Source organism: Alteromonas ulvae, from assembly GCF_048987005.1.
Lineage (GTDB): Bacteria > Pseudomonadota > Gammaproteobacteria > Enterobacterales > Alteromonadaceae > Alteromonas.
On sequence record NZ_CP185261.1, the window covers coordinates 3,101,082 to 3,120,941 of the forward strand.

Below are 19,860 nucleotides of genomic sequence, written 5' to 3' on the forward strand. Positions count from 1 at the left end.
ATTAATCGGAACTACCATGAGAAAACTTAATTTAATCACAACTGTCATTTCAACTTTATTATTCACTGGGTGCTCAAAGCAGCCAGAGGCTAACAACCAGCTTGAACAAGAAATAGCAAGTAAAACAAAGGCAGTAGCTTTTTCAGTCGCAGATGCGAGAGATAATTTAAGCTTTGCCAAAAATCAATATTTGAAGATGATAGAACATATTGAAAACAAGCGGCATCAATATAACCGACCGGAATGTGAACAAAATCCAAGCATGATTTGCATTCCAAGATCGCAAGAGCACGGCGGTATATTTATGGAAAAATATGCCAAATGGACCAACGGCTTTTTTCCTGGTTTGATGTGGAAATTACTAGCCAATAAACAAGAGATTAATTGGAATGCAGGTGAGGAACACAAACTATACGAAAGTGCCAAGTATTTTCAACAAGCTTTAGCAGCTGACGCCACTTTAGCCTCCACCCATGACTTAGGGTTTATGCTTTATGATTCATTCGGTGAAGCTTTGCATTATGAAGGATTAGACTCGGCAACCCGCCAACAATACATTCAACTACTTGATACTGGCCGTGCAACTTTAGCAACTCGGTTCAGTGAAGAAAAAGGCGTAATCAAGTCATGGGATTTCGCACCGCATATGAAACTCACAACAATGGAAAATGGAAAACAGAAAGTTAACCTATACTCCCTGTCAGATCCATGGACATTCCCCGTTATCATCGACAACATGATGAATTTAGAATACCTATTCGATAGTGATGTAGCGAGCTATCATCAAATTGCCTTTAGCCATGCACAACAAACCATGGTTAATCACTATTTTTACGATGAAGCCGATACTGCAAAACAATACCCATTGTCATATCACGTATTTGACTACGGTGAAAACAAACCAGGTAACTGGCAAGGTTTAGGCAATGTGTCAGCTTGGGCACGAGGTCAAGGTTGGTCTCTGTATGGGTATTTAACGGTTGTTGAGGCTATGTCTCGCGCAAAAACAGACTTAAGCAAATACCCAAATTTTGAAGCACACTTGCATCGCTTGCTTGCTACGGTCGAACATTTATTGGGGAACGAATATGTTCCTTACTGGGATTTTTGGGCAGCAAGAGACAATGCCTATGAATACGCTGAAAATGTTTCACCAAATACCGCTATTTATTCAGGTATTTTAGAACTATGTGCAAAACGTTTAGAAGATCACATCACACCATACAAGGGTTACCGGCCACAAGAGTTACAAGCTTCAATGTTGTCAGAAGAATCACTCAAACGTTTAGCTGGTAAGCAAAACTGGTATGGTGAGGATGTTATCCAAGGCGATAAACTCGTACCGTGTGGTTCAAAGCCATATCCAGAAAGTCATCAAAAAATACCAAGAGATACATCTGCATCAGCGCTTTTCGCTTCAGCATTCTACCGCTTTGCAACTATTACTGACGACGCACAACTAAGCAAAAGATACGCAAATTTAGCAGACAAAATCATGTTGGAATTGACACAAAATTATCGTACGGATAACAACAAGACTCGAGAAAACAGCTTAGATTTTGGATTTATATTAGCTGAGGCGACCGGAAACATGGGTAGTGCAGGTGAAATTGATACACCAATTGTTTACGGCGACTTTTATTTTGTAGAAGCCAATATCCGTAAAATTGCATATGAGTTAAATCGCTAAATCAGATTATAGCGCGCCACCATGTGGCGTTATTCTCACTTATTAATATAGGGTTAAAAATAAAATGAAAAAAGCAACACCTCTAACATGGCTTTACCAAAAAAGCTTAATGTTGATGTTTTTGTTAGCTGGAGCACTGGTAATGAACACCGCCAGTGCATCCGTTAGCAATAACACCAGACAAGAAATCAATTTTAATCACAATTGGAAATTCAAGTCAGGCGATCACACCGCCTATAAAGACAAACAGCATAACGACAGCGGCTGGACTGTATTGGATGTTCCGCACGACTATATTTTTGAAGAGGGCGTTAGCAAAGACGGCTCACAAAAACAATTTGGTGGCAACCATGGTGGTGGCTTAGCTTGGTATCGAAAACACTTTGCATTTGACCAAAACTGGCAAGGTAAACAAGTATTTATCCAATTTGACGGCGTCTACATGAATAGTGAAGTTTGGCTAAATGGCCAGCTACTCGGCAATCGTCCATACGGATATATCAGCTTTCAGTACGACATCACTGAACATCTAAACCGTGATAGCAATGTAATTAGTGTGCGAGTTGATAACGAATTACAACCATCTGCACGTTGGTATCACCCAGGTGGTATTTATGCGCCTGTGCGTTTGGTTGTGGTAGACCCAACTCATATCAAGCACAACTCATTATTTATTCATACACCTGTTGTTGGCGACAAAACCACTGTACAAACTGAATTTGAACTGAGCAAAGATTTAAAACGTGCTGCTGATTATGCAGTGCGTTACCGCGTGGTTGATCAAGAAGGTGCCCAAGTTTTAACTGGAAAATCAACGCTTAACAAACTTAAACAACAAGATAAATTCCAATTCTCGTTTGAGTTAACCAATGCCAAACGCTGGAACCCACACGCAGCTTACCTATACAACTTAAACCTTGAAATACTGCATAAAGGCAAAGTCATTGATAGTGATAATAGCAATTTTGGTGTACGTGATATTGCATGGAAAACCGACACTGGCTTTTGGATTAACGGTAGAAACGTTAAAATTCAGGGTGTTGCAGAGCATTATGAAGGAGGTCCTGTCGGTGGCGCATGGACTAAACCTTTGTTACGTTGGAAATTACAATTATTAAAAGACATGGGGGTAAATGCAGTTCGCCTTGGTCACAACCCTTACCCGCCAATGTTTTACGAATTAGCCGATGAACTCGGCATTATGTTGATGGACGAAATATTTGACGGCTGGAAACAAAAAGCTCGACACGACTATGGCGCACATCATTTTGATAAGTGGTGGAAAACCGACCTTGAAGAATGGGTAACACGTAACCGTAATCATCCTTCGATTATCATTTATAGTGTCGGTAACGAAACGCACGGCAAAATTGCGCCAGAGCTGGTAAAAGCGGTTAAAGAGTTTGATCCAACTCGTTTAGTAACATCTGGCTCAACTAACAAAGAAGGGATGGACGTTGTTGGTATTAATGGTGGATCAGAAGGTAAGAGTTTCTTTAAAAGACGCTTTGATCGCCCGTTTGTCTCAACCGAAGCACCTCACACATGGCAAACGCGAGGTTATTACCGTACCCAAACTTGGTGGCGTGATGGACCTAAAAGCAACACCTTTGATTTACCAAGCATCACAGAAAAAGAAATTTTCTTTTACGACTGGAAAGATCCAAAAGACTGGGTAAATCAAAAACAACACCTAAACTCATCCTACGACAACGCAACAGTACGTATTAATGCGCGTAAAAACTGGGAAATGGCACGTGACTTACCACACCATTCAGGTCACTTCCGTTGGACAGGTTTTGACTACCACGGTGAAGCAGGTTTAGCGCATGGTGGTTGGCCGTTTATCGCCTTTATGGGTGGCGCTTTAGACTTAGCTGGTTTCAAAAAAGATTTATTCCACTTGTATCGCAGCCAATGGTTAGATGAGCCATCGTTGCACATTTTGCCGAGTTGGACACATCCAACTATGAAAAAAGGCACTAAAATTCCAGTGTGGGTTTATTCAAATTTAGATGAAGTTGAACTGTTCTTAAACGGTAAATCTTTAGGCAAAGACAAGCCTGGTCTTAAAGCAGAAGACATGCAATGTGAGTGGTTTGTACCTTGGCAGCCTGGCACATTAACGGCTGTAGGCTACAAAAATGGCAAGAAAGTTTTAGAGCAAACCTTAAATACTGCAGGTGCCCCTGTTGCATTAAAACATCAAGTAGAAGTATTTGAAGCTGAATCTGGTTTTGATACAGCTAAAGTCATCTCAACAGAAACGGTAGACAAAAACCAAGAATTCTACCCATATGGCGCGCATAAAGTTTATTACCACTTTACTGATGGCGTAAAAGTAAAAGCGTTAGAAAACGGCTCACCGTTTGAACATACTAATAGAGTGCGCGCTAATTTCCGCCCATTATTTATGGGTAAAAACCGCGCTTTTGTAGAAGTTAAATACCCACAAGCAATGGAATATGCAACCATAGGTGCAATTGTTGGAGACGAAGCATTGCGCTTATCGAATGAAGTGAGTATCGATGCACAGTACTTACCGCTAACAGATAGCGCACGTTATCAAATGCAACAAATGCAAATTGTTTATTCGATTAACGATGCCTACGCTACGGATATGCAGACCTATAACAAACCATTTACCGTTAAAAATGGCGACACTGTTTACGCTAAAGTTTTAGTTAACGGCAAAGTTATCTTAAACATGCAGCAAAGCTTTGGCGACGGAGTTGGTATTTTTTGGGGTGATGAAAACTCAGCTAATATGTGGGTAGGTCGCGGCTTATCAATGCAAGGTGAAGCAGCCGAGTATAAAGGTGATGCAGCAGCCGTAAGAGATGCACACGGCGTACATGGTGGCGCCTATGGTACTTTCAACGACAAAGAAGGTAGCATGTATTGGTATCACGAAAATGATGGTGAAGAAGGCGTGTACAAAGCTGTATTCCGTTACACCCACAATGATCAAAAAACCAAACGTAAGTTGGCAATTTACATTAACAATGAAAAAGCCACTGAAATTGAATTTGAACCAACAGGTAGCTGGGACAGCAAATGGAGCGAACAAGCCTTTGCCAAATTCACTTTAGTTAAAGGTGCTAACCACATAGAGTTTAGAACTATGGGCGAAAGTGGTCCAAACATTGACCAATTCGTTCTAGAATAAATAACTTAATGCAAAAAAGCTCGCTAGCAATAGCGAGCTTTTTCATTGGATAAAACGGCACTTAGATTAATTAACACCTAAATCAATAATTGCAAATGTAGTGGCAATGAATTCCCTGAGCCTCTTTCCATTAAATAATAATAAGCACTGCCGTTTTTACTAATCCCGTGTTTTGTGTTACGTCACATGCGCTGATAATTGTCAAAGCTGCGCTAGGCAAAACAGCCAATGCTAATTTTTAAAATCTTTCATTTTTATCCTTATTTTTATGGATTAGAAATAATTGAAAACAGATTGAGAATAGCCAAACTATTTTGGGGTTATCTATCTTCCAAATTAATCACTTGTAGATAGGTTGTGCGTTGATCGCCCTGTCCTTCAGCAAGCAAGTAATAATAAAGTTTCTTATCTGCAATATGCACTATGCCTTTGTTAAAGTCGGCAGCCTGTTTTTCGCCTTGATAAACCCGTTTAAATTCGTTGCTGCCGCCTGCGGCTTGTTCAACATAAGGCTGACCATTCTCTAGGCCAATAATGTAAATATTGCCGTTGGCAGTATATATATTGTTAGCCCCAACAAACTTGTCGGTGGTAATAAACTGGGTTTGGCCAGCAGGTTTGTAATGATGCAAGCTAACATCCTTATTAAATTCTTTATCTCGAATGCGGCTAATAATGTGGATATCGCCACCTTGGGTAATGGTCCAGTCGAAACCTCCTGTAACGACAATTTGATTCACTTTTTGACTTTGCACCCAGTCGCCTGGCTCGGTAACAAAGGCTGGTTTCGGATCTATAAGCGGTAAATTAATCGCTTCTCCTTTATAGTTTTTCCACTGCGATTGACCGATAGGATCGTCTGAATACATAAAATAAACGCCGTTTTGGTAACGGTATCTATCTGTTTTGTTGTTGAGCCGTGGTTGGAAAGCAAAACCTAATTTGCCATTGGCAAATTTCATATTGCCGTAGTTACTCCAGTCATATTTTAGCCCGTCTTCTTTAACGTTCAGTTTGTTGATGCTTTTGAATTCAGACCAAATGCCTTTGCCTTTGTAATAGTTAAATATCCCTTTACCATCATGTGAAGTGCCTTGGCGAATGTAGAAAAATAAGTCGCCTTGGTCGTTTTGGAAAAACTTCGGGTAAGTCAGTTTGGCATGAGCGTTGTGATCTTCCTCACCAGTCATCGATAAATGGTTATAATCATTCGGTCCTTCACTATTGGCACTGGTATCTTTCACAAATAAATCTAAAGTAAAGTCTTCATCGGTAACCGCTGCTGCACCTTCAATACTGTAAGCATAACGGAAGTAGTCTTTGCTAAAGTCATCATATCCACCAGTATCCGAGTCGCGTCGGTACGCATGTAAATCAAACACTAAGTGAATGGTTTCATCTTTTGGGCTAATACCAACAGCAATGGTATTGTGGGTTTCACCAATCCACCAGCGGCCAACTAAACCTGTGTGTTGGTGTGGGAATTTAATGTGTTTTAACACCCCTGTTTTTAAATTTAACCGCGTTAACATCATGTGGCGATCATATTTACCGCCGTGATACCAAGTCATAAATACAAAGTTTTTATAGGTTTTTATGGCATCACCATGAGGGGCAATTGCCGAGCCGTATTGGTAATTATATTTGCCTTTTGGATCATTTACTGTGTCTAAGCTTTTATGAACATTACCCATTTTTTTACCGTCAAAAAATAAAGCACTGTCAGTAATTTTCATTTCTTGCTCAAGGTAAACATTAGGTTTTGGCTGTGCACCGGGCTTTGTTGTCGTACAGCCGATATTTAACAGCGCCAAACCAACAACAAACAATCGTAATAGCGCACGTTTGTGTACTGAATTTTTAATAAATCCCATATAGCTCATTGTTAAGTTCTTCCTAATGATAATTAAGTTTTAAATCAAGTCTGTTAAGCATGAACAACGACGGTAACTTGTTCGGCTAGATTTAAAATACCGCACGCCATTAATTCATTTAACAATTTATATTTCAAGTAAATGCCTCTTGATTTACTTTTATAAACTTTTCAAAAGAAGAGCGTTCAGCTAGCAAAATTACTACCCCTGAAAAAATAATTTCCTTAGGGGTAGTAATTTTATAACTCTCAAGCTTATCTATTGTAGGGCTCGATTTTCGTACAAAAGATATAAGAAAGTTGAAATACAGCTGGCTAAAAGAAATTGCTCACTTGGAAGTACCGTCTATCAAATAGATATACGTTGCAAAATGCATATACAAACAGCCTAAATTCTCTACAAACCTATATCTAATAGATGCAAACGGAACTGTAAAAGTAAGCTGCCGCTATGTAAAAAGCATATAAATTTTAAAAACGCTTAGTGCCAACTATTAGATATGAACTTTACTAAAATTAATAAATTGGGGTAAAAATGTCTAAATCTATCATGAGAAAAAGCAAATCATTGCTTAAATATCTATTGGTAGCCTCGTCTACTATGGGTATGGCAATACATGCAGCCAATGCCGAAGTAACTTTAGAGTCGACAATAAAAATAGCCGATAATGCATTACATTTCGATGGCAAAAAAGTAAGCGCTAGCACGCCAGATAATGGCACCGAAAAATACGACTATTTTTACGGGCCACAAATATCTGCCCATGGCGATAGTGTAAAAACTTATAAACATTATATATTCACAACCTGGTATCGCGGTGGTAAGTACGATCGCCACGTAATGTTAACCCGTTACAACACCTTAACCGGTAGCAAAGCAACGATTGAATTCCCTCATCGCCACACGGGATTTGCTGGTAAAACACATATAGGTGAATCACATAATACCATTGCGGTAGCAGTGAGCCCAATCAACGGCACTATTCATCTACTCTACGATATGCATAGCTATCGTGATCAGGGCGCCTTTAAAAACGATTTCTTCCGTTATAGCTACTCGGTTCCAGGTGCAGCGGAAGTATCTGATAGCGACTTTAACTTAAGTAAATTTATTAAAGACACTAGCAGTATTAGCCAAGGTCCTGACGACTATAAACACGTTACAATGACAGGTGATTTAGCGGATGTTCTTGATGACACCAGACTAACTTATCCTAAATTCTTTACTAACTCTGATGGTACCTTGCTGTCTTACATGCGTAACGGCAGAGATAATAACGGCCGCTACGTATTTAACCGTTATGACGCAGCAAACCAAAAATGGTCTAAGTACACATCATTTAACTCACTAGATGCTATTGATAAAGGCAACGATTACAACTGGGGCTTATACGGAAACATGAAATACGTTGCAGGGAAATTGCGCGTTGGTTTCCAACAACGTACAGACATAACAGACGACAGATATACGCATCAAAACGGTGTTTTTTACGCGTATTCTGATCACCCTGAAGGATTTGGCGATTGGAAAAATCACAAAGGTGAATCAATAACCTTTCCACTCGTTAACTCAGATGAAATCAAAGTGTTTGAGCCCGCTGACTTCATCACAGGTCATGAAGATCCAAACTCTGTCTATATGGTTAGCTACTTTGACTGGACAGTAACTGATCGCGGCGACATCCATATTATCAGTCGTATACGCTCAGCTAAAAGTAGTCGACCTGATTTCCAAAAAGTACATATTCACTCATACAAGCCTTTCGGTAGTACAGAGTTTATTCATTCTACTGAATTTTCCGGTGCTACAAGTCTTTATACCTCTGGAAACAATGTCTACGTTATTGGGTTGAACTCATCAGGACGCCCGTTTGTAGAAAAAACCGAAGGTGGCACCAACAACTTTACCCGCGTATATGACGGCGACTCTGGAACGCAGTTTTCCCACGGTGTTCCTCACATCAGCCAAGGCAAGCTCTATTACTACTTAATGGAAAGAGCAGAAGGTAGTGCCCGCCCTGTCCATGTGCAAATTATTGATTTAGGTGTACAAAGCAATGAAAACGCACCGGAAGTTAAATTCCCATGGTCATCAAAAACCGTTGATGAAGGTTTTGAAAAACTTATCTTTGAAGTACAAACCACGCCAGTTGAAGGCCGCACAATTGAATCAGTATCTTTATACATTAATGACCAATTAGTTCGTATAGATGATTCATATAAATTCTTGTTTGGTCATGCCAGCAAACCACACGAAACAGGTGCTATGGGTTGGTTAGACACTCATCAACCAAACCCAAATCCGTTACTAGCTGGTACTCATGAATTTAAAGCGATAGCGCTTGATAGTGAAGGCGATACGGGTATTGCAACTATGTTATTAACGGTTAAATCTAATGGCCCTATTGTTGAATTCCCAGAAACAGAAATGACAGTTAGCGAAGGCTACGAACAATTAGAATTTAGACTGGATGCCAGCAGTCCTATCGAAGGACGAACTATTGAATCAGTAACGCTATATATTAACGATGAATTAGTGCGTAAAGACACCAAACCATCTTGGCATTTTGGTCATAAATATAATGCTCATGAAACAGGCGCTATGGGTTGGATCAGTTGTGACCAAGATCCGGTACCTAGTCCTTGTCATCAGCCAAACCCTAATCCATTAAAGGCAGGTGAACATATCTTTAAAGCAGTGGCAGTTGATAGTGCTGGTGACTCTAGCGAAACAACAATGAAGGTAATTGTTCAAGGGCTGCCTAAACCTCCTGAACTCACTTGGCCAAAAACGGTATATGAGGTGACTGAAGGTTATGAACAATTAATGATTGTTCTAAAAGCAGAATCTCCAAATCCAGGTAGCTCAATTAATTCCGTAACCTTATACAGAAACGGTGAACTGGTTCGCGTTGACACTAAGCCTTCTTGGAACTTTGGCCACCCTTATGCACCTCATGAATTTGGCGCTATGGGCTGGATAAGCTGTGACCAAGATCCTGTGCCGAAACCATGTCATGTACCAAACCCTAATCCATTAGGTGTAGGCGAGCATACATTTACTGCAGTAGCCAAAGATAATAATGGCTTAGAAACGTCTGCGGATATGACGTTAATCGTTAAAGCATTACCTGGGCCCGCAATTAGCTTCTACGAATCAGATAAAGAGCTTGAAGTGATAGAAGGTTACGAAGTGTTATCTGTATCAGCCAATGTTGAAACAGCAAATGATTCGATTGGCGTAACAAGTGTTGAGCTTTATTTAAATGATGCCTTTATTCGTGAAGTATACGAAGCACCATTTACTTGGGGCAGCGCAGAAAATGCTGATGAACTATTAGGCTTAACCGAAGGTGTGCACACATTAAAAGCGGTTGTGACTGATACTAACGGTAAAACGGCTGAAACAGAAACGATTGTTATTGTGAAACCAGCACCTTTATTAGGTGGTTTAGACAGTGACGGTGACGTAGATCGCAATGATGTGAGAGCATTCAGCAATGCGGTAAGAGCAGGCAGTATTAACGATATAGCATACGACTTTAACAACGATGGCTTAATTAACAGCCGTGATGTTCGTGGTGTTGCTCTTTTATGTACCCGTAGTCGATGTGCAACAGAATAAAGCTGATCAGCTAGTTTGATTTCGTCAAACGAAAAGGCCGCTTAGTTTTTTGCTAAACGGCCTTTTATTTTGTCATTTAATGTCAGCACTTTCTCTTTCCAATGGCTATGCCCTTAACTTAGAAGACTTAGATCAACTGTGTGATTACTTATGCCCAAGTTTCATCAAGTAATGGGTAAAAAATAAATTTATATATGTGATCTAAAGTACTTTATTATCTACATTTGATTTACCACATGCTGATAATAAAAACACCAGGGTTTATCAACATATATTTTAATTTCGAGTAAATACCTCTTTAAAAACTTCTTAAAAGATTATTGAGCCGGCAAAATATTCCGCCTTAAAATTAATTGCCCGAAGGGGTAGTAATTTTGATTTATCATTGCTTATCTTATATTGACTCTAATTAAGTCTCGAACAGACTTAACAATAAATTCAGAAAGTACAAATGAAAATAAAAAAAATATCTCCAGTAATTATAGTCTGCTGGCAAAGTTTTTTGGCTGGAGCCTTGTTACTTGTAACATCTTCTTCTTTTGCACAGATACAACAGCCAAATGTCGTAATGATAGTCGTTGACGACCTTGGTTGGGCTGATGTTGGTTACAACGATCACACTGGCCTTTTCCAAACTCCTAATATTGATGCTTTAGCTGCTAAAGGTATTACTTTTACCGATGCCTACGCTGGTGCAGCCAACTGCGCGCCAAGTCGAGCTATTTTAATGAGCGGTCAATATTCTCCGCGCCATGGTGTTTATACCGTTTCGCCTTCTGCCCGTGGTAATGAAAAAACCAGAAAGCTTATTCCTGAGCCAAACATAGATATTCTTGCTGATGAGATTATTACCATGGCAGAAATGTTTAAATCTGCTGGTTACACCACAGGCTCTTTTGGTAAATGGCACTTAGGTAAAGATGCTAGAACACAAGGTTTTGACCACAACGTTGCTGGCCACATGAAAGGTCATCCAAAGTCGTATTTTAGTCCTTACAATATGCCATTTTTAGAAGATGGCCCTGACGGTGAATACTTACCCAATCGCATTACCAGCGAATTACTGTCCTGGATCTCTAAGGTCAAAGAACAACCATTTTTCGCTTACGTGCCTTATTACACTGTTCATACCCCCATTCAAGCTATTGAAAGTGTCAAACAAAAATACTTAAACCACCCACGTATTAGAAATAGCAGACATGCGACTTATGCCGCCATGGTTGAACTCATGGATATTAACATTGGCCGCATTATGCGTAGCTTAGCTGAGCAAAAACTACTAAATAATACCTTAGTTATTTTCACCTCTGATAACGGTGGTATTCGCTCAATCGCTTATCAAGATCCATTACGGGGTGGTAAAGGTAGCTACTATGAAGGCGGAACACGCGTACCATTAATAGTTTCTTGGCCACAAAAAATTGTTGCCAAAACCGATTCGACACCTGTGATTAATGCTGACTTTTACCCAAGCTTAGCCAAAATTATTGGTGCTGATGTCAGCAAACAAGTATTAGATGGGGTTGATATCACTCCCCTTTGGTTCGAACAACAAAGGTTAAAGCAAGAACCGTTAGCAGAGCGGAGTCTTTTCTGGCATTTCCCAATTTATTTACATGCTTACAACCCAAAAGCAGATCAAAGCCGAGACCCGCTATTTAGAACACGCCCTGGCACCACCATGCGTAAAGGTAAATGGAAACTTCATCATTATTTTGAAGATAATAAATACGAGCTTTACGACTTAGAAAATGACTTAGGCGAGCATGTAAACTTAGTGGAATATTTACCTAATGTGGTATCAAGCTTAGCTAAAGAGTTAGACACTTGGCGTAAAGAAGTTAATGCGCCAGTGCCAACCCAAAAGAACCCGAAATACGACGCTAAATTTACTGCTGAACTAACTGCTATACGACTGTTAAAAGAGTACAAAAAATAATTTAGCCAAGCGCAATCACGCTATCGGTAGCAAAGCTAGCGATAGCGTGATTATAAAACGACAACAGACGGAGAAACTCTGTGTTGAATAACATAAAAAAAATTTTACTTTCTTGCGTAATTACAACAGCCTGCGTTACCGCGGTAACCAGTTGCGCACTAACTAGGATATCAACCGAAAGTGCTTCAGCTAAAGAACGCCAAGTCGCACAAGCCAACTCAGCTAAGCCCAATATTATCTACATTATTGTTGATGACCTAGGTATTGGTGATATTGAGCCCTATGGCCAGGAAAAAATTCGTACTCCTCATTTACAAAAAATGGCTGAGCAAGGTTTAACTTTCACCCAGCATTATGCCGGTAACCCTGTTTGCGCACCGTCTCGCGCTGCGGTAATGACGGGTTTACATTCTGGCCATAACCAGATTCGAGGTAACTACGAATTAGGCGACTTTTCTGATGAAAGAGAATATGGTCAATTGCCATTAAAGCCAGGCACAACGACCCTAGCAACAGTGATGAAACAAGCGGGTTATCAAACCGCGTTGATTGGTAAATGGGGACTAGGCGGCCCTGGCTCATACGGCACACCGAATAAACAAGGGTTTGATTATTTTTTTGGTTATCTAGATCAAAAACAAGCCCACAACCATTACCCAACTCACCTGTGGAAAAACGAAGAGTGGTTCTCATTAAATAATAAATGGTTAGATGCGCATGCAGCGCTACCAAAAGGTGCAGATCCTTACGATCCTGAAAGTTACAAAGCATTTTTACGTGAAGATTTTGCTCAAGAGCGCTTAACTCAAGATGCATTGAGATATATAAAAGAGAACAAAGATAAACCTTTCTTTTTATACCTAGCTTACGCTGGCCCTCATGCTGCCTTACAAGCACCAGAAGATTTAATTGACGAGTATAGCTTTGAAGAAACACCTTACGGGGTAAATTCAAAATATTTAGCCCAACGAAGACCTCGCGCAGCACGTGCAGCGATGATCACCCATATTGATAAAGGTGTTGGTCAAGTTAAAGCGCTATTAAAAGAGCTTAACCTTGATGAAAATACCTTGATCATCTTCACCAGTGATAACGGCCCCAGCGCCGAAGGTGGTGCTGATATGGAGTTCTTCGACAGTAATGGTAAGTTCAGAGGTTACAAACGCGACTTATACGAAGGCGGTATTCGTATGCCAACGCTTGCATACTGGCCTGGAAAAGTTGCAGCAGGACAAAAAACTGAGCATGTTTCTGCGTTCTGGGACTTATTACCCACCTTAGCGGATTTAACTAATGTTAAGTTGAAAACTAAAACCGATGGTATTTCGTTTTTACCGACTTTGTTAAACCAAGATGGGCAAAAGCAGCATGACAGCTTATATTGGGAATTCCATCGTGCTAATGGTTTCCACTCCCAAGCGGTGCGTATAAAAGATGATGTTAATGGTGATTGGAAAGCAGTTCGCCACTACAAAAAAGGTCAACGGCTTAATCCGCCAATTGAGCTCTATAATTTAAAAACAGATCCTGCGGAAACAACTAATGTTGCCAGCAAGTACCCTGAAATTGTCAACAAAGCAACTGAGTTAATGAAAACCTCACGAACTCCTTCATTTATGGATGCGTGGAACTTTGATTACTGGCCAAGAAAGTAATCAGTCCCATTATTTTTGAGGGTAGAAGTTTTCAACAATACGATCTAGGGTCTGTTGATCTTTGTTTTATATTTTCAGCAATAGGCTATTTTAAGTGATAATAAAGCAGAATGAAGCTTGTTTGGTTATACCAAATGAGTGAAATTCTAATGCAGCTATTATTGGTAATCGCACCAATAATGCGTCGATAGGAATAAATTTATGACATATATGATGAATAAAAATAAATTATTAAGGCTTTTAACTAGTGTAAGTTTGCTTATTTGTGTAAGCGGATGCGGTCAAATTAGCCCCAAAGAATCGCAGCCAACGAGTATTCATAATATAAAAGCTCCTAATATTTTGTTTATTTATACCGATGACCAAGCTCCTTGGGCGCTTGGCAGGTCAGGAAATAAACAAGCGTTAACCCCAAATCTTGACAAATTAGCCAAACAGGGAATGTATTTACCAAATGCCTATTCAACTACGCCTGTATGCACCCCATCTCGAGCTGGTTTACTAACTTCTCAATATGGCTATGAATTAGGTTTAGATGATTGGATTAATACCAAAGCTAAAACTTTAACCGGTCATCAACCTGATCTGGGGATTGAACAAAAGTATGAAACCTGGCCAGAAGTATTGCAACAAGCAGGTTACACCACAGGCTTAATTGGTAAATGGCATTTAGGTTACAAAACCGAGCATCATCCTAAACATCATGGTTATGATGAATTTGTTGGTTTTGTTGGAGGTGGTACTACTCCAGAGAATCCATTTCTTGAAATAAATGGTGTTAATCAAAAAACCAAAGGATTAACCACAGATATTTTAACTGACCATGCGTTAATGTTTTTAGAAAAGCATAAAGATAAGCGTTTTGCTTTATCACTTCATTACCGCGCACCGCATTATGCCTTTTTGCCGGTTGCACCAGAAGATGAAGCGCCATATCTAAATATGGATATGAAATTACCGCACCCTGATTACCCTGATTTAAATACCAAACGTGCAAAAAAATTAATGCGTGAATATTTATCTAGTGTACGAGGTATCGACCGCAATGTCGGCAGGGTTTTAGCAGCGTTAGATCAACTCGATTTGACTGATAATACCTTAGTCGTATTCACCTCAGATCACGGTTATAACATTGCATTCAATGGCATGTGGCATAAAGGGAATGGCTTTTGGTTATTAAATAATAAAACTAAAGCAACGGAAAATATTCCTTCTGGACAACGACCTAATTTATACGATCCCAGTTTAAAAGTACCTACAATTGTGCGTTGGCCTAACGTAATTAAAGCTAACTCAGAAAATCGTTCAACTATTTCAAACCTTGACTGGTTTCCAACCTTAGTAGGTATAGCTCAAGCTAAAGCTAGTTCAGCTAATATCATACGTGGTAAAGATTTTTTCCCCGCCTTGTTAGATGAAAATATTATTCTCTCCACAGACTATTATGCCGCTTATACGACGCAGCACCAGTCAATTACGGGCATGAGAATGTATAGTGATGGTCAATTTAAGTTGTTGCGTGATTTTAAAAATAAAGGGCGTGATGAGTTTTATGATCTAAAAAATGATCCAGACGAAACAACGAATTTGTTGTTAACAGGTTTAACAGGTTTAACAGCTGAGCAGCAGAGTATTGTTACTAAGTTTGAAGGTATTATGCTGAATAAAATGCGCACTACGGCTGATCCGTTATTGCCACTTGCTATTAAGTAAAAATAATTGTTTCTAATACGAGATAAGCATAATCAACTGCCACAAATTGTGTTGGTACAAGTTAACGTGACGTTTAGATGTTAAAAAATATCAAGGCTAGGCTAGCTACCCATAGAATGGAAATTACATGACCGCGAATACATTTGACTTTACCGAACATTCACATCTCCGTATAAACCCAATGACTAGCAATTGGATTTTGGTTTCACCACATCGTACTAAACGACCTTGGCAAAGCCAGCATTTGAATAATACTCGCCAATTAATACATGAATAGGACAGAACAGTGCACAATTGCTCCCCCTAATCATTAACGATATTTAAATCTTTTAAATACTGCGTGATTATTTATGGGTTAATTGTGAGTAATATGACTAATTTTGACTTAATAGTTTAACAAATAGCTTATAAATTGATATATTTTAACACCTTCTATACAAGTTAGATTCAACGCTTAGTCGAATTATTTTGCAATTTACCTGATAAAAGGCCTGAGTGGTGTCTTCAGAAGAACAAAAAAATCAATTATCAGAGAAGCCTTCATCCCAGTTAGATAACGCAGAGGGGTTTGAGCGATTGTTTGATGCTAATAAGAATCGACTTTATCGCTACGTTTATGCGTCAGTGTGGGATACCTCAGCGGCAGATGATATTTTTCAAGAAACCAGCTTAACTTTATGGAATGAGTTTTCTAAATTTGAACCCGGAAGTAACTTTTCAAAGTGGGCAACGTGCATTGCTTTTAACCGTATTAGAGCCTTTAAAGTGTCCGTCCGGTAATCCCCACATTTAATTCATAAATTAGCTACGGCATGGTGTTCTTTTTTGCTAAGGAGAATACCCATGCAGCAATATCAACGAAGAGAAGTGCAAGACTGGCTCAATTTATTTGAGCAACAAAAATAAAGCGGGCTCACCGCGGTAGAGTTTTGTCGCCAGCAGCAGATTAATGTTCAAACTTACTATACCCGACGCCGTGATATTCGGCTTCAACGAACAAGCAGCAAGTTCGTTCAGGTGAAGCGCGAAGTCACTAAAGTTGAGTCATACACTGAGGAAATGGGTGGCGACCTCCTCCTGAAATTGGGAAACGCAGAACTTAGCGTGCCAACCAATATTAACCCTCACTGGGTTGCCGCTGTGATGAAGGCATTAAGCGAATGAAGATGTTCGTTGAGCCTGCTGATATTTATCTATACATGGATATCGTCGACTTCCGCAAATCGATTAATGGCTTAATTGTCGTGGTTGAACAGGATATGAACCTCAATCCGTTTCGCGATGCGCTGTTTGTCTTCTGCAACAAAAAGCGCGATAAGCTCAAAATACTCTATTGGGATAAAACGGGCTTTGCACTCTGGTATAAACGTCTCGAGAAGCATCGGTTTAAGTGGCCTGTCGATAAGGATTTACAGCAGATGCATGTGAGTAAACAGCAACTACAGTGGCTGTTATCAGGCTACGATGTCATATGCCATCAGCCGTTGCACTACAATGTATCCGGCTTATAACCTGTGATCATAAGTAGCGATTAACGATCACGAAATAGTCTTAATAATGCAAGGTAATCAGCAGCTTAATACGGGATAATAGTAGTATGAACGAGAAAGAATACCAATCCCGCATCGCTGAACTTGAAGCGCTTCTTGAAGAGAAGAGCGCGCGGATTGCCTATTTAGAAGAACAGTTCTGCGTTGCCCAGCACAAGCAGTTTGGTAAAAGCACCGAAGGCCACCCTGGGCAAGGTGAGTTGTTCAATGAAGCGGAAGAAGTGGTTGTAGAAGCTGAGACAGCCGAAGAAACGATTAGTTACACCCGGAAAAAGCCCACACGTAAACCGCTACCGAAAGACCTGCCTCGTGAAGTTATCATTCACGACCTTACTGATGAAAAAAAGTCTGTGGCTGTTGCTCTGGCGACTTACATCGCATTGGTGAAGATAAGTCAGAGAAGCTTCAGTTTATTCCAGCTCAGGTTAAAGTGATTGAGCATGTTCGCCCTAAATATGCGTGCCGTACCTGTGAAAAGGACGGTACCAGCAACACGATTAAACAAGCGCCCGTACCTCATAGCGTTATCCCAAAAGGTTATGCGACGCCAAGCTTATTAAGTCAAATCATCACCAGCAAGTATCAGTATGGGTTACCACTGTATCGTCAAGAGACGATGTTTAAGCAGCATGGTATTGAACTAAGCCGTAAAACCATGGCGGACTGGATAATCCGCTGTGCTGAGTTGTTTAAACCGCTTTATGATCGGCTTCATCAACACCTGTTAAAACAACCCGTTATCGCGGCGGATGAAACCACCCTGAAAGTCATTGAATCTGAAAAAGCGACTAGCTATATGTGGGTGTACGCCAGTGGCGCTGACTCGTTGGCTGGAAATATACCTGACACAAAGACACCTAATATAGTGCTGTACGATTATCATAATAGTCGCGCTGGGCGATGCGCCGTAGACTTCCTTGATGGCTATCAAGGCTATGAGCAAACGCTAGCCACACTCATCGGCTTCCGAGTAGATGAGGACATTACTGCCCTCACCCCTCACAGACCCGGACGAGCGCAATTAACGCATCCGGTTCTTCATAACAGTTTATTCGCTGCGTAGTGCATTAAACATAACGATGATAGATCCTTGGTATCGCCAATGGGAAGCGTTTAAGCAATAGTGTAAATCGTACCCAAGGAATGTAACTTTTCCTAGAACGGCGACCTAGCCACTTATGCCATAGACGCTCCACTTTATGGTGGAGACGTTTAAGTGATTTTATGTTTCCAGTGATCCCAAAGTAGACAAAGTGTCCCACTAGCCTTCGATTTAACCATTCCCACTGCAAATCCAGCGGTTTATGGCGCATCTTTTGGCACAGCACATTAAATGCCTTTAGTGTTCGAGCGAGCCTATTCTTCGCTGTCTTTTGACAAACAACAAAGTGACCACGTCGAGACCGCCCCCAGTAATGGGTAAAGCCTAGAAAATCAAAATTAACGCACTTACCGCGTTGGATATTCGTTTTTCGATACCGAAATCGAAAATCTACGCGGCGAGTTTTGTCAGGGTGCAGTGTCAGCCCATAACGCATAAAGCGCTTGGTTAACACTTGTTGAACACGATAACAATCCTCGTAATGTTCAAACACCATAACAAAATCGTCCGCAAACCGAGTCAAACTTGAACGCCCAAGCATGCGAGGTTTAACCGAATTGGCAAACCATTCATCCAATACATAGTGCAAATATATATTTGCTAGCAAAGGAGAAATAACACCGCCTTGTGGCGTCCCGATTACAGACTTCTTTAGTTTACTCCCATCCATTACACCGGCTTTTAACCATTTGTCTATCATTTTACGAATAACGCCATCCGTCACTCGTTGGTCTAAAAAGTTTCTCAACTGAGTATGTTCAATAGTATCGAAATACTGCTGTATATCCACGTCTAGTACCCACTTACCCCCGTCATCCATGATGTGATTGCGAAGACTTTGTAGCGCTTGGTGCGCAGAGTAGCCAGGTCGAAAACCAAATGAACAATCATAGAACGTCTGTTCGTATATTGGCTCCAGTAGCATTACAACGGCACGTTGAACAAGCTTGTCTTCAAATGTGGGGATCCCAAGTGGACGCAATTTACCATCGCTCTTGGGAATATAAACGCGACGAATAGTAGGCGCTCGGTAGCGTCCAGACTTGACTCTTTCAAGCAACGATTGCAGATTTGCATCCAAGTGCTCTTCATAATCACGTGCTGTTTCACCATCTATGCCGACTGCGCCATCTTTACGCGTTAGCCTATACGCTTCATATAGCCACTCAATATCCAGCAGATGATTGAGTGATGTGAATACCAGTTTCGGTTTCTCTTTAGCCAATTTGGCTATCTGTTGTTGTTTCGTTGACACAATCATCGGTTTCTGTGCACCTTTATGTTTCCCATCAACAGTTAAAAAGTTATGGTGCGCCCTTTCCTCGTTAGGGTCCTCCTGAGCAGAGTTCCCCCAAGTCAACAGTACTATGGCGCACTAAGACTTCCAGCATCTAATACCTAATCACTTATGGATTCGCTTTTAGGCTCCTGAGCGTGCTTCCTATTCGCTCTGTCTGATTGGAAGCCCTTACCAGACAGCCCGGCTTTGTTAATAGCTATAGCCAAACGCTTAATAATACTCAGGTCAATACTGGATCTCACAG

11 protein-coding genes and 2 pseudogenes are annotated in these 19,860 nt (G+C 40.5%); 11 read left to right on the plus strand and 2 right to left on the minus strand.

Going from position 1 to position 19,860, the window contains the following annotated elements:
* Positions 1-16 precede the first annotated feature (16 nt).
* Complete coding sequence (locus tag ACOJR9_RS13620; RefSeq protein WP_420933478.1) at positions 17-1,690, plus strand: hypothetical protein; 1,674 nt, start codon at positions 17-19, stop codon at positions 1,688-1,690.
* 64 nt (positions 1,691-1,754) lie between these two features.
* Positions 1,755-4,859 carry a glycoside hydrolase family 2 TIM barrel-domain containing protein gene (locus ACOJR9_RS13625; RefSeq protein ID WP_420933479.1) on the plus strand — a complete coding sequence of 1,035 codons (3,105 nt, stop codon included), beginning with the start codon at positions 1,755-1,757 and terminating at the stop codon, positions 4,857-4,859.
* Between the two features lie 320 nt (positions 4,860-5,179).
* Here ACOJR9_RS13625 and ACOJR9_RS13630 read toward each other — a convergent pair whose 3' ends face one another.
* Complete coding sequence (locus tag ACOJR9_RS13630; RefSeq protein ID WP_420933480.1) at positions 5,180-6,733, minus strand: BNR-4 repeat-containing protein; 1,554 nt, start codon at positions 6,731-6,733, stop codon at positions 5,180-5,182.
* Positions 6,734-7,267: 534 nt separating this feature from the next.
* Between ACOJR9_RS13630 and ACOJR9_RS13635 the strand changes: the two genes are divergently transcribed.
* The 9 genes and pseudogenes from ACOJR9_RS13635 to tnpC form a co-directional block, all read left to right on the plus strand.
* A complete protein-coding gene (locus ACOJR9_RS13635) occupies positions 7,268-10,357 on the plus strand; it encodes a BNR-4 repeat-containing protein (protein WP_420933481.1) in 3,090 nt (1,029 codons plus the stop codon).
* A gap of 514 nt (positions 10,358-10,871) precedes the next feature.
* Positions 10,872-12,296 carry a sulfatase gene (locus ACOJR9_RS13640; RefSeq protein ID WP_420933482.1) on the plus strand — a complete coding sequence of 475 codons (1,425 nt, stop codon included), beginning with the start codon at positions 10,872-10,874 and terminating at the stop codon, positions 12,294-12,296.
* An 80-nt stretch (positions 12,297-12,376) separates the two neighbouring features.
* On the plus strand, positions 12,377-13,951 hold the full coding sequence (locus tag ACOJR9_RS13645) for an arylsulfatase (RefSeq protein ID WP_420933483.1): 1,575 nt from the start codon (positions 12,377-12,379) through the stop codon (positions 13,949-13,951).
* A gap of 201 nt (positions 13,952-14,152) precedes the next feature.
* Positions 14,153-15,664, plus strand: coding sequence for a sulfatase-like hydrolase/transferase (locus tag ACOJR9_RS13650; RefSeq protein WP_420933484.1), 1,512 nt, complete (start codon positions 14,153-14,155; stop codon positions 15,662-15,664).
* A gap of 127 nt (positions 15,665-15,791) precedes the next feature.
* Positions 15,792-15,905: pseudogene (locus tag ACOJR9_RS13655) on the plus strand (galactose-1-phosphate uridylyltransferase); the annotation flags it as partial.
* Between the two features lie 257 nt (positions 15,906-16,162).
* On the plus strand, positions 16,163-16,444 hold the full coding sequence (locus tag ACOJR9_RS13660) for a sigma factor (RefSeq protein WP_420933485.1): 282 nt from the start codon (positions 16,163-16,165) through the stop codon (positions 16,442-16,444).
* A gap of 165 nt (positions 16,445-16,609) precedes the next feature.
* Positions 16,610-16,828: a hypothetical protein gene (locus ACOJR9_RS13665; protein ID WP_420936141.1), complete on the plus strand. Its 219-nt coding sequence runs from the start codon at positions 16,610-16,612 to the stop codon at positions 16,826-16,828.
* Positions 16,825-17,175, plus strand: a complete 351-nt coding sequence (gene tnpB, locus ACOJR9_RS13670; protein ID WP_420933486.1) for an IS66 family insertion sequence element accessory protein TnpB — start codon at positions 16,825-16,827, stop codon at positions 17,173-17,175. Before ACOJR9_RS13665 ends, tnpB begins: the two co-directional genes overlap by 4 nt.
* An 86-nt stretch (positions 17,176-17,261) precedes the next feature.
* Positions 17,262-18,178, plus strand: a pseudogene (gene tnpC / locus ACOJR9_RS13675) (IS66 family transposase); the annotation flags it as partial.
* A 103-nt stretch (positions 18,179-18,281) separates the two neighbouring features.
* Here tnpC and ltrA read toward each other — a convergent pair.
* The gene (gene ltrA / locus ACOJR9_RS13680) at positions 18,282-19,577 is read right to left on the minus strand and encodes a group II intron reverse transcriptase/maturase (RefSeq protein ID WP_420933487.1); all 1,296 of its coding nucleotides are present in this window, start codon (positions 19,575-19,577) and stop codon (positions 18,282-18,284) included.
* Positions 19,578-19,860 lie beyond the last annotated feature (283 nt).

Coding starts and splice junctions, on each gene's coding strand:
- ACOJR9_RS13620 (WP_420933478.1), top strand. CDS start 17: ATGAGAAAACTTAATTTAATCACAACTGTCATTTCAACTTTATTATTC.
- ACOJR9_RS13650 (WP_420933484.1), top strand. CDS start 14,153: ATGACATATATGATGAATAAAAATAAATTATTAAGGCTTTTAACTAGT.
- ltrA (WP_420933487.1), bottom strand. CDS start 19,577: ATGATTGTGTCAACGAAACAACAACAGATAGCCAAATTGGCTAAAGAG.
- ACOJR9_RS13635 (WP_420933481.1), top strand. CDS start 7,268: ATGTCTAAATCTATCATGAGAAAAAGCAAATCATTGCTTAAATATCTA.
- tnpB (WP_420933486.1), top strand. CDS start 16,825: ATGAAGATGTTCGTTGAGCCTGCTGATATTTATCTATACATGGATATC.
- ACOJR9_RS13630 (WP_420933480.1), bottom strand. CDS start 6,733: ATGGGATTTATTAAAAATTCAGTACACAAACGTGCGCTATTACGATTG.
- ACOJR9_RS13625 (WP_420933479.1), top strand. CDS start 1,755: ATGAAAAAAGCAACACCTCTAACATGGCTTTACCAAAAAAGCTTAATG.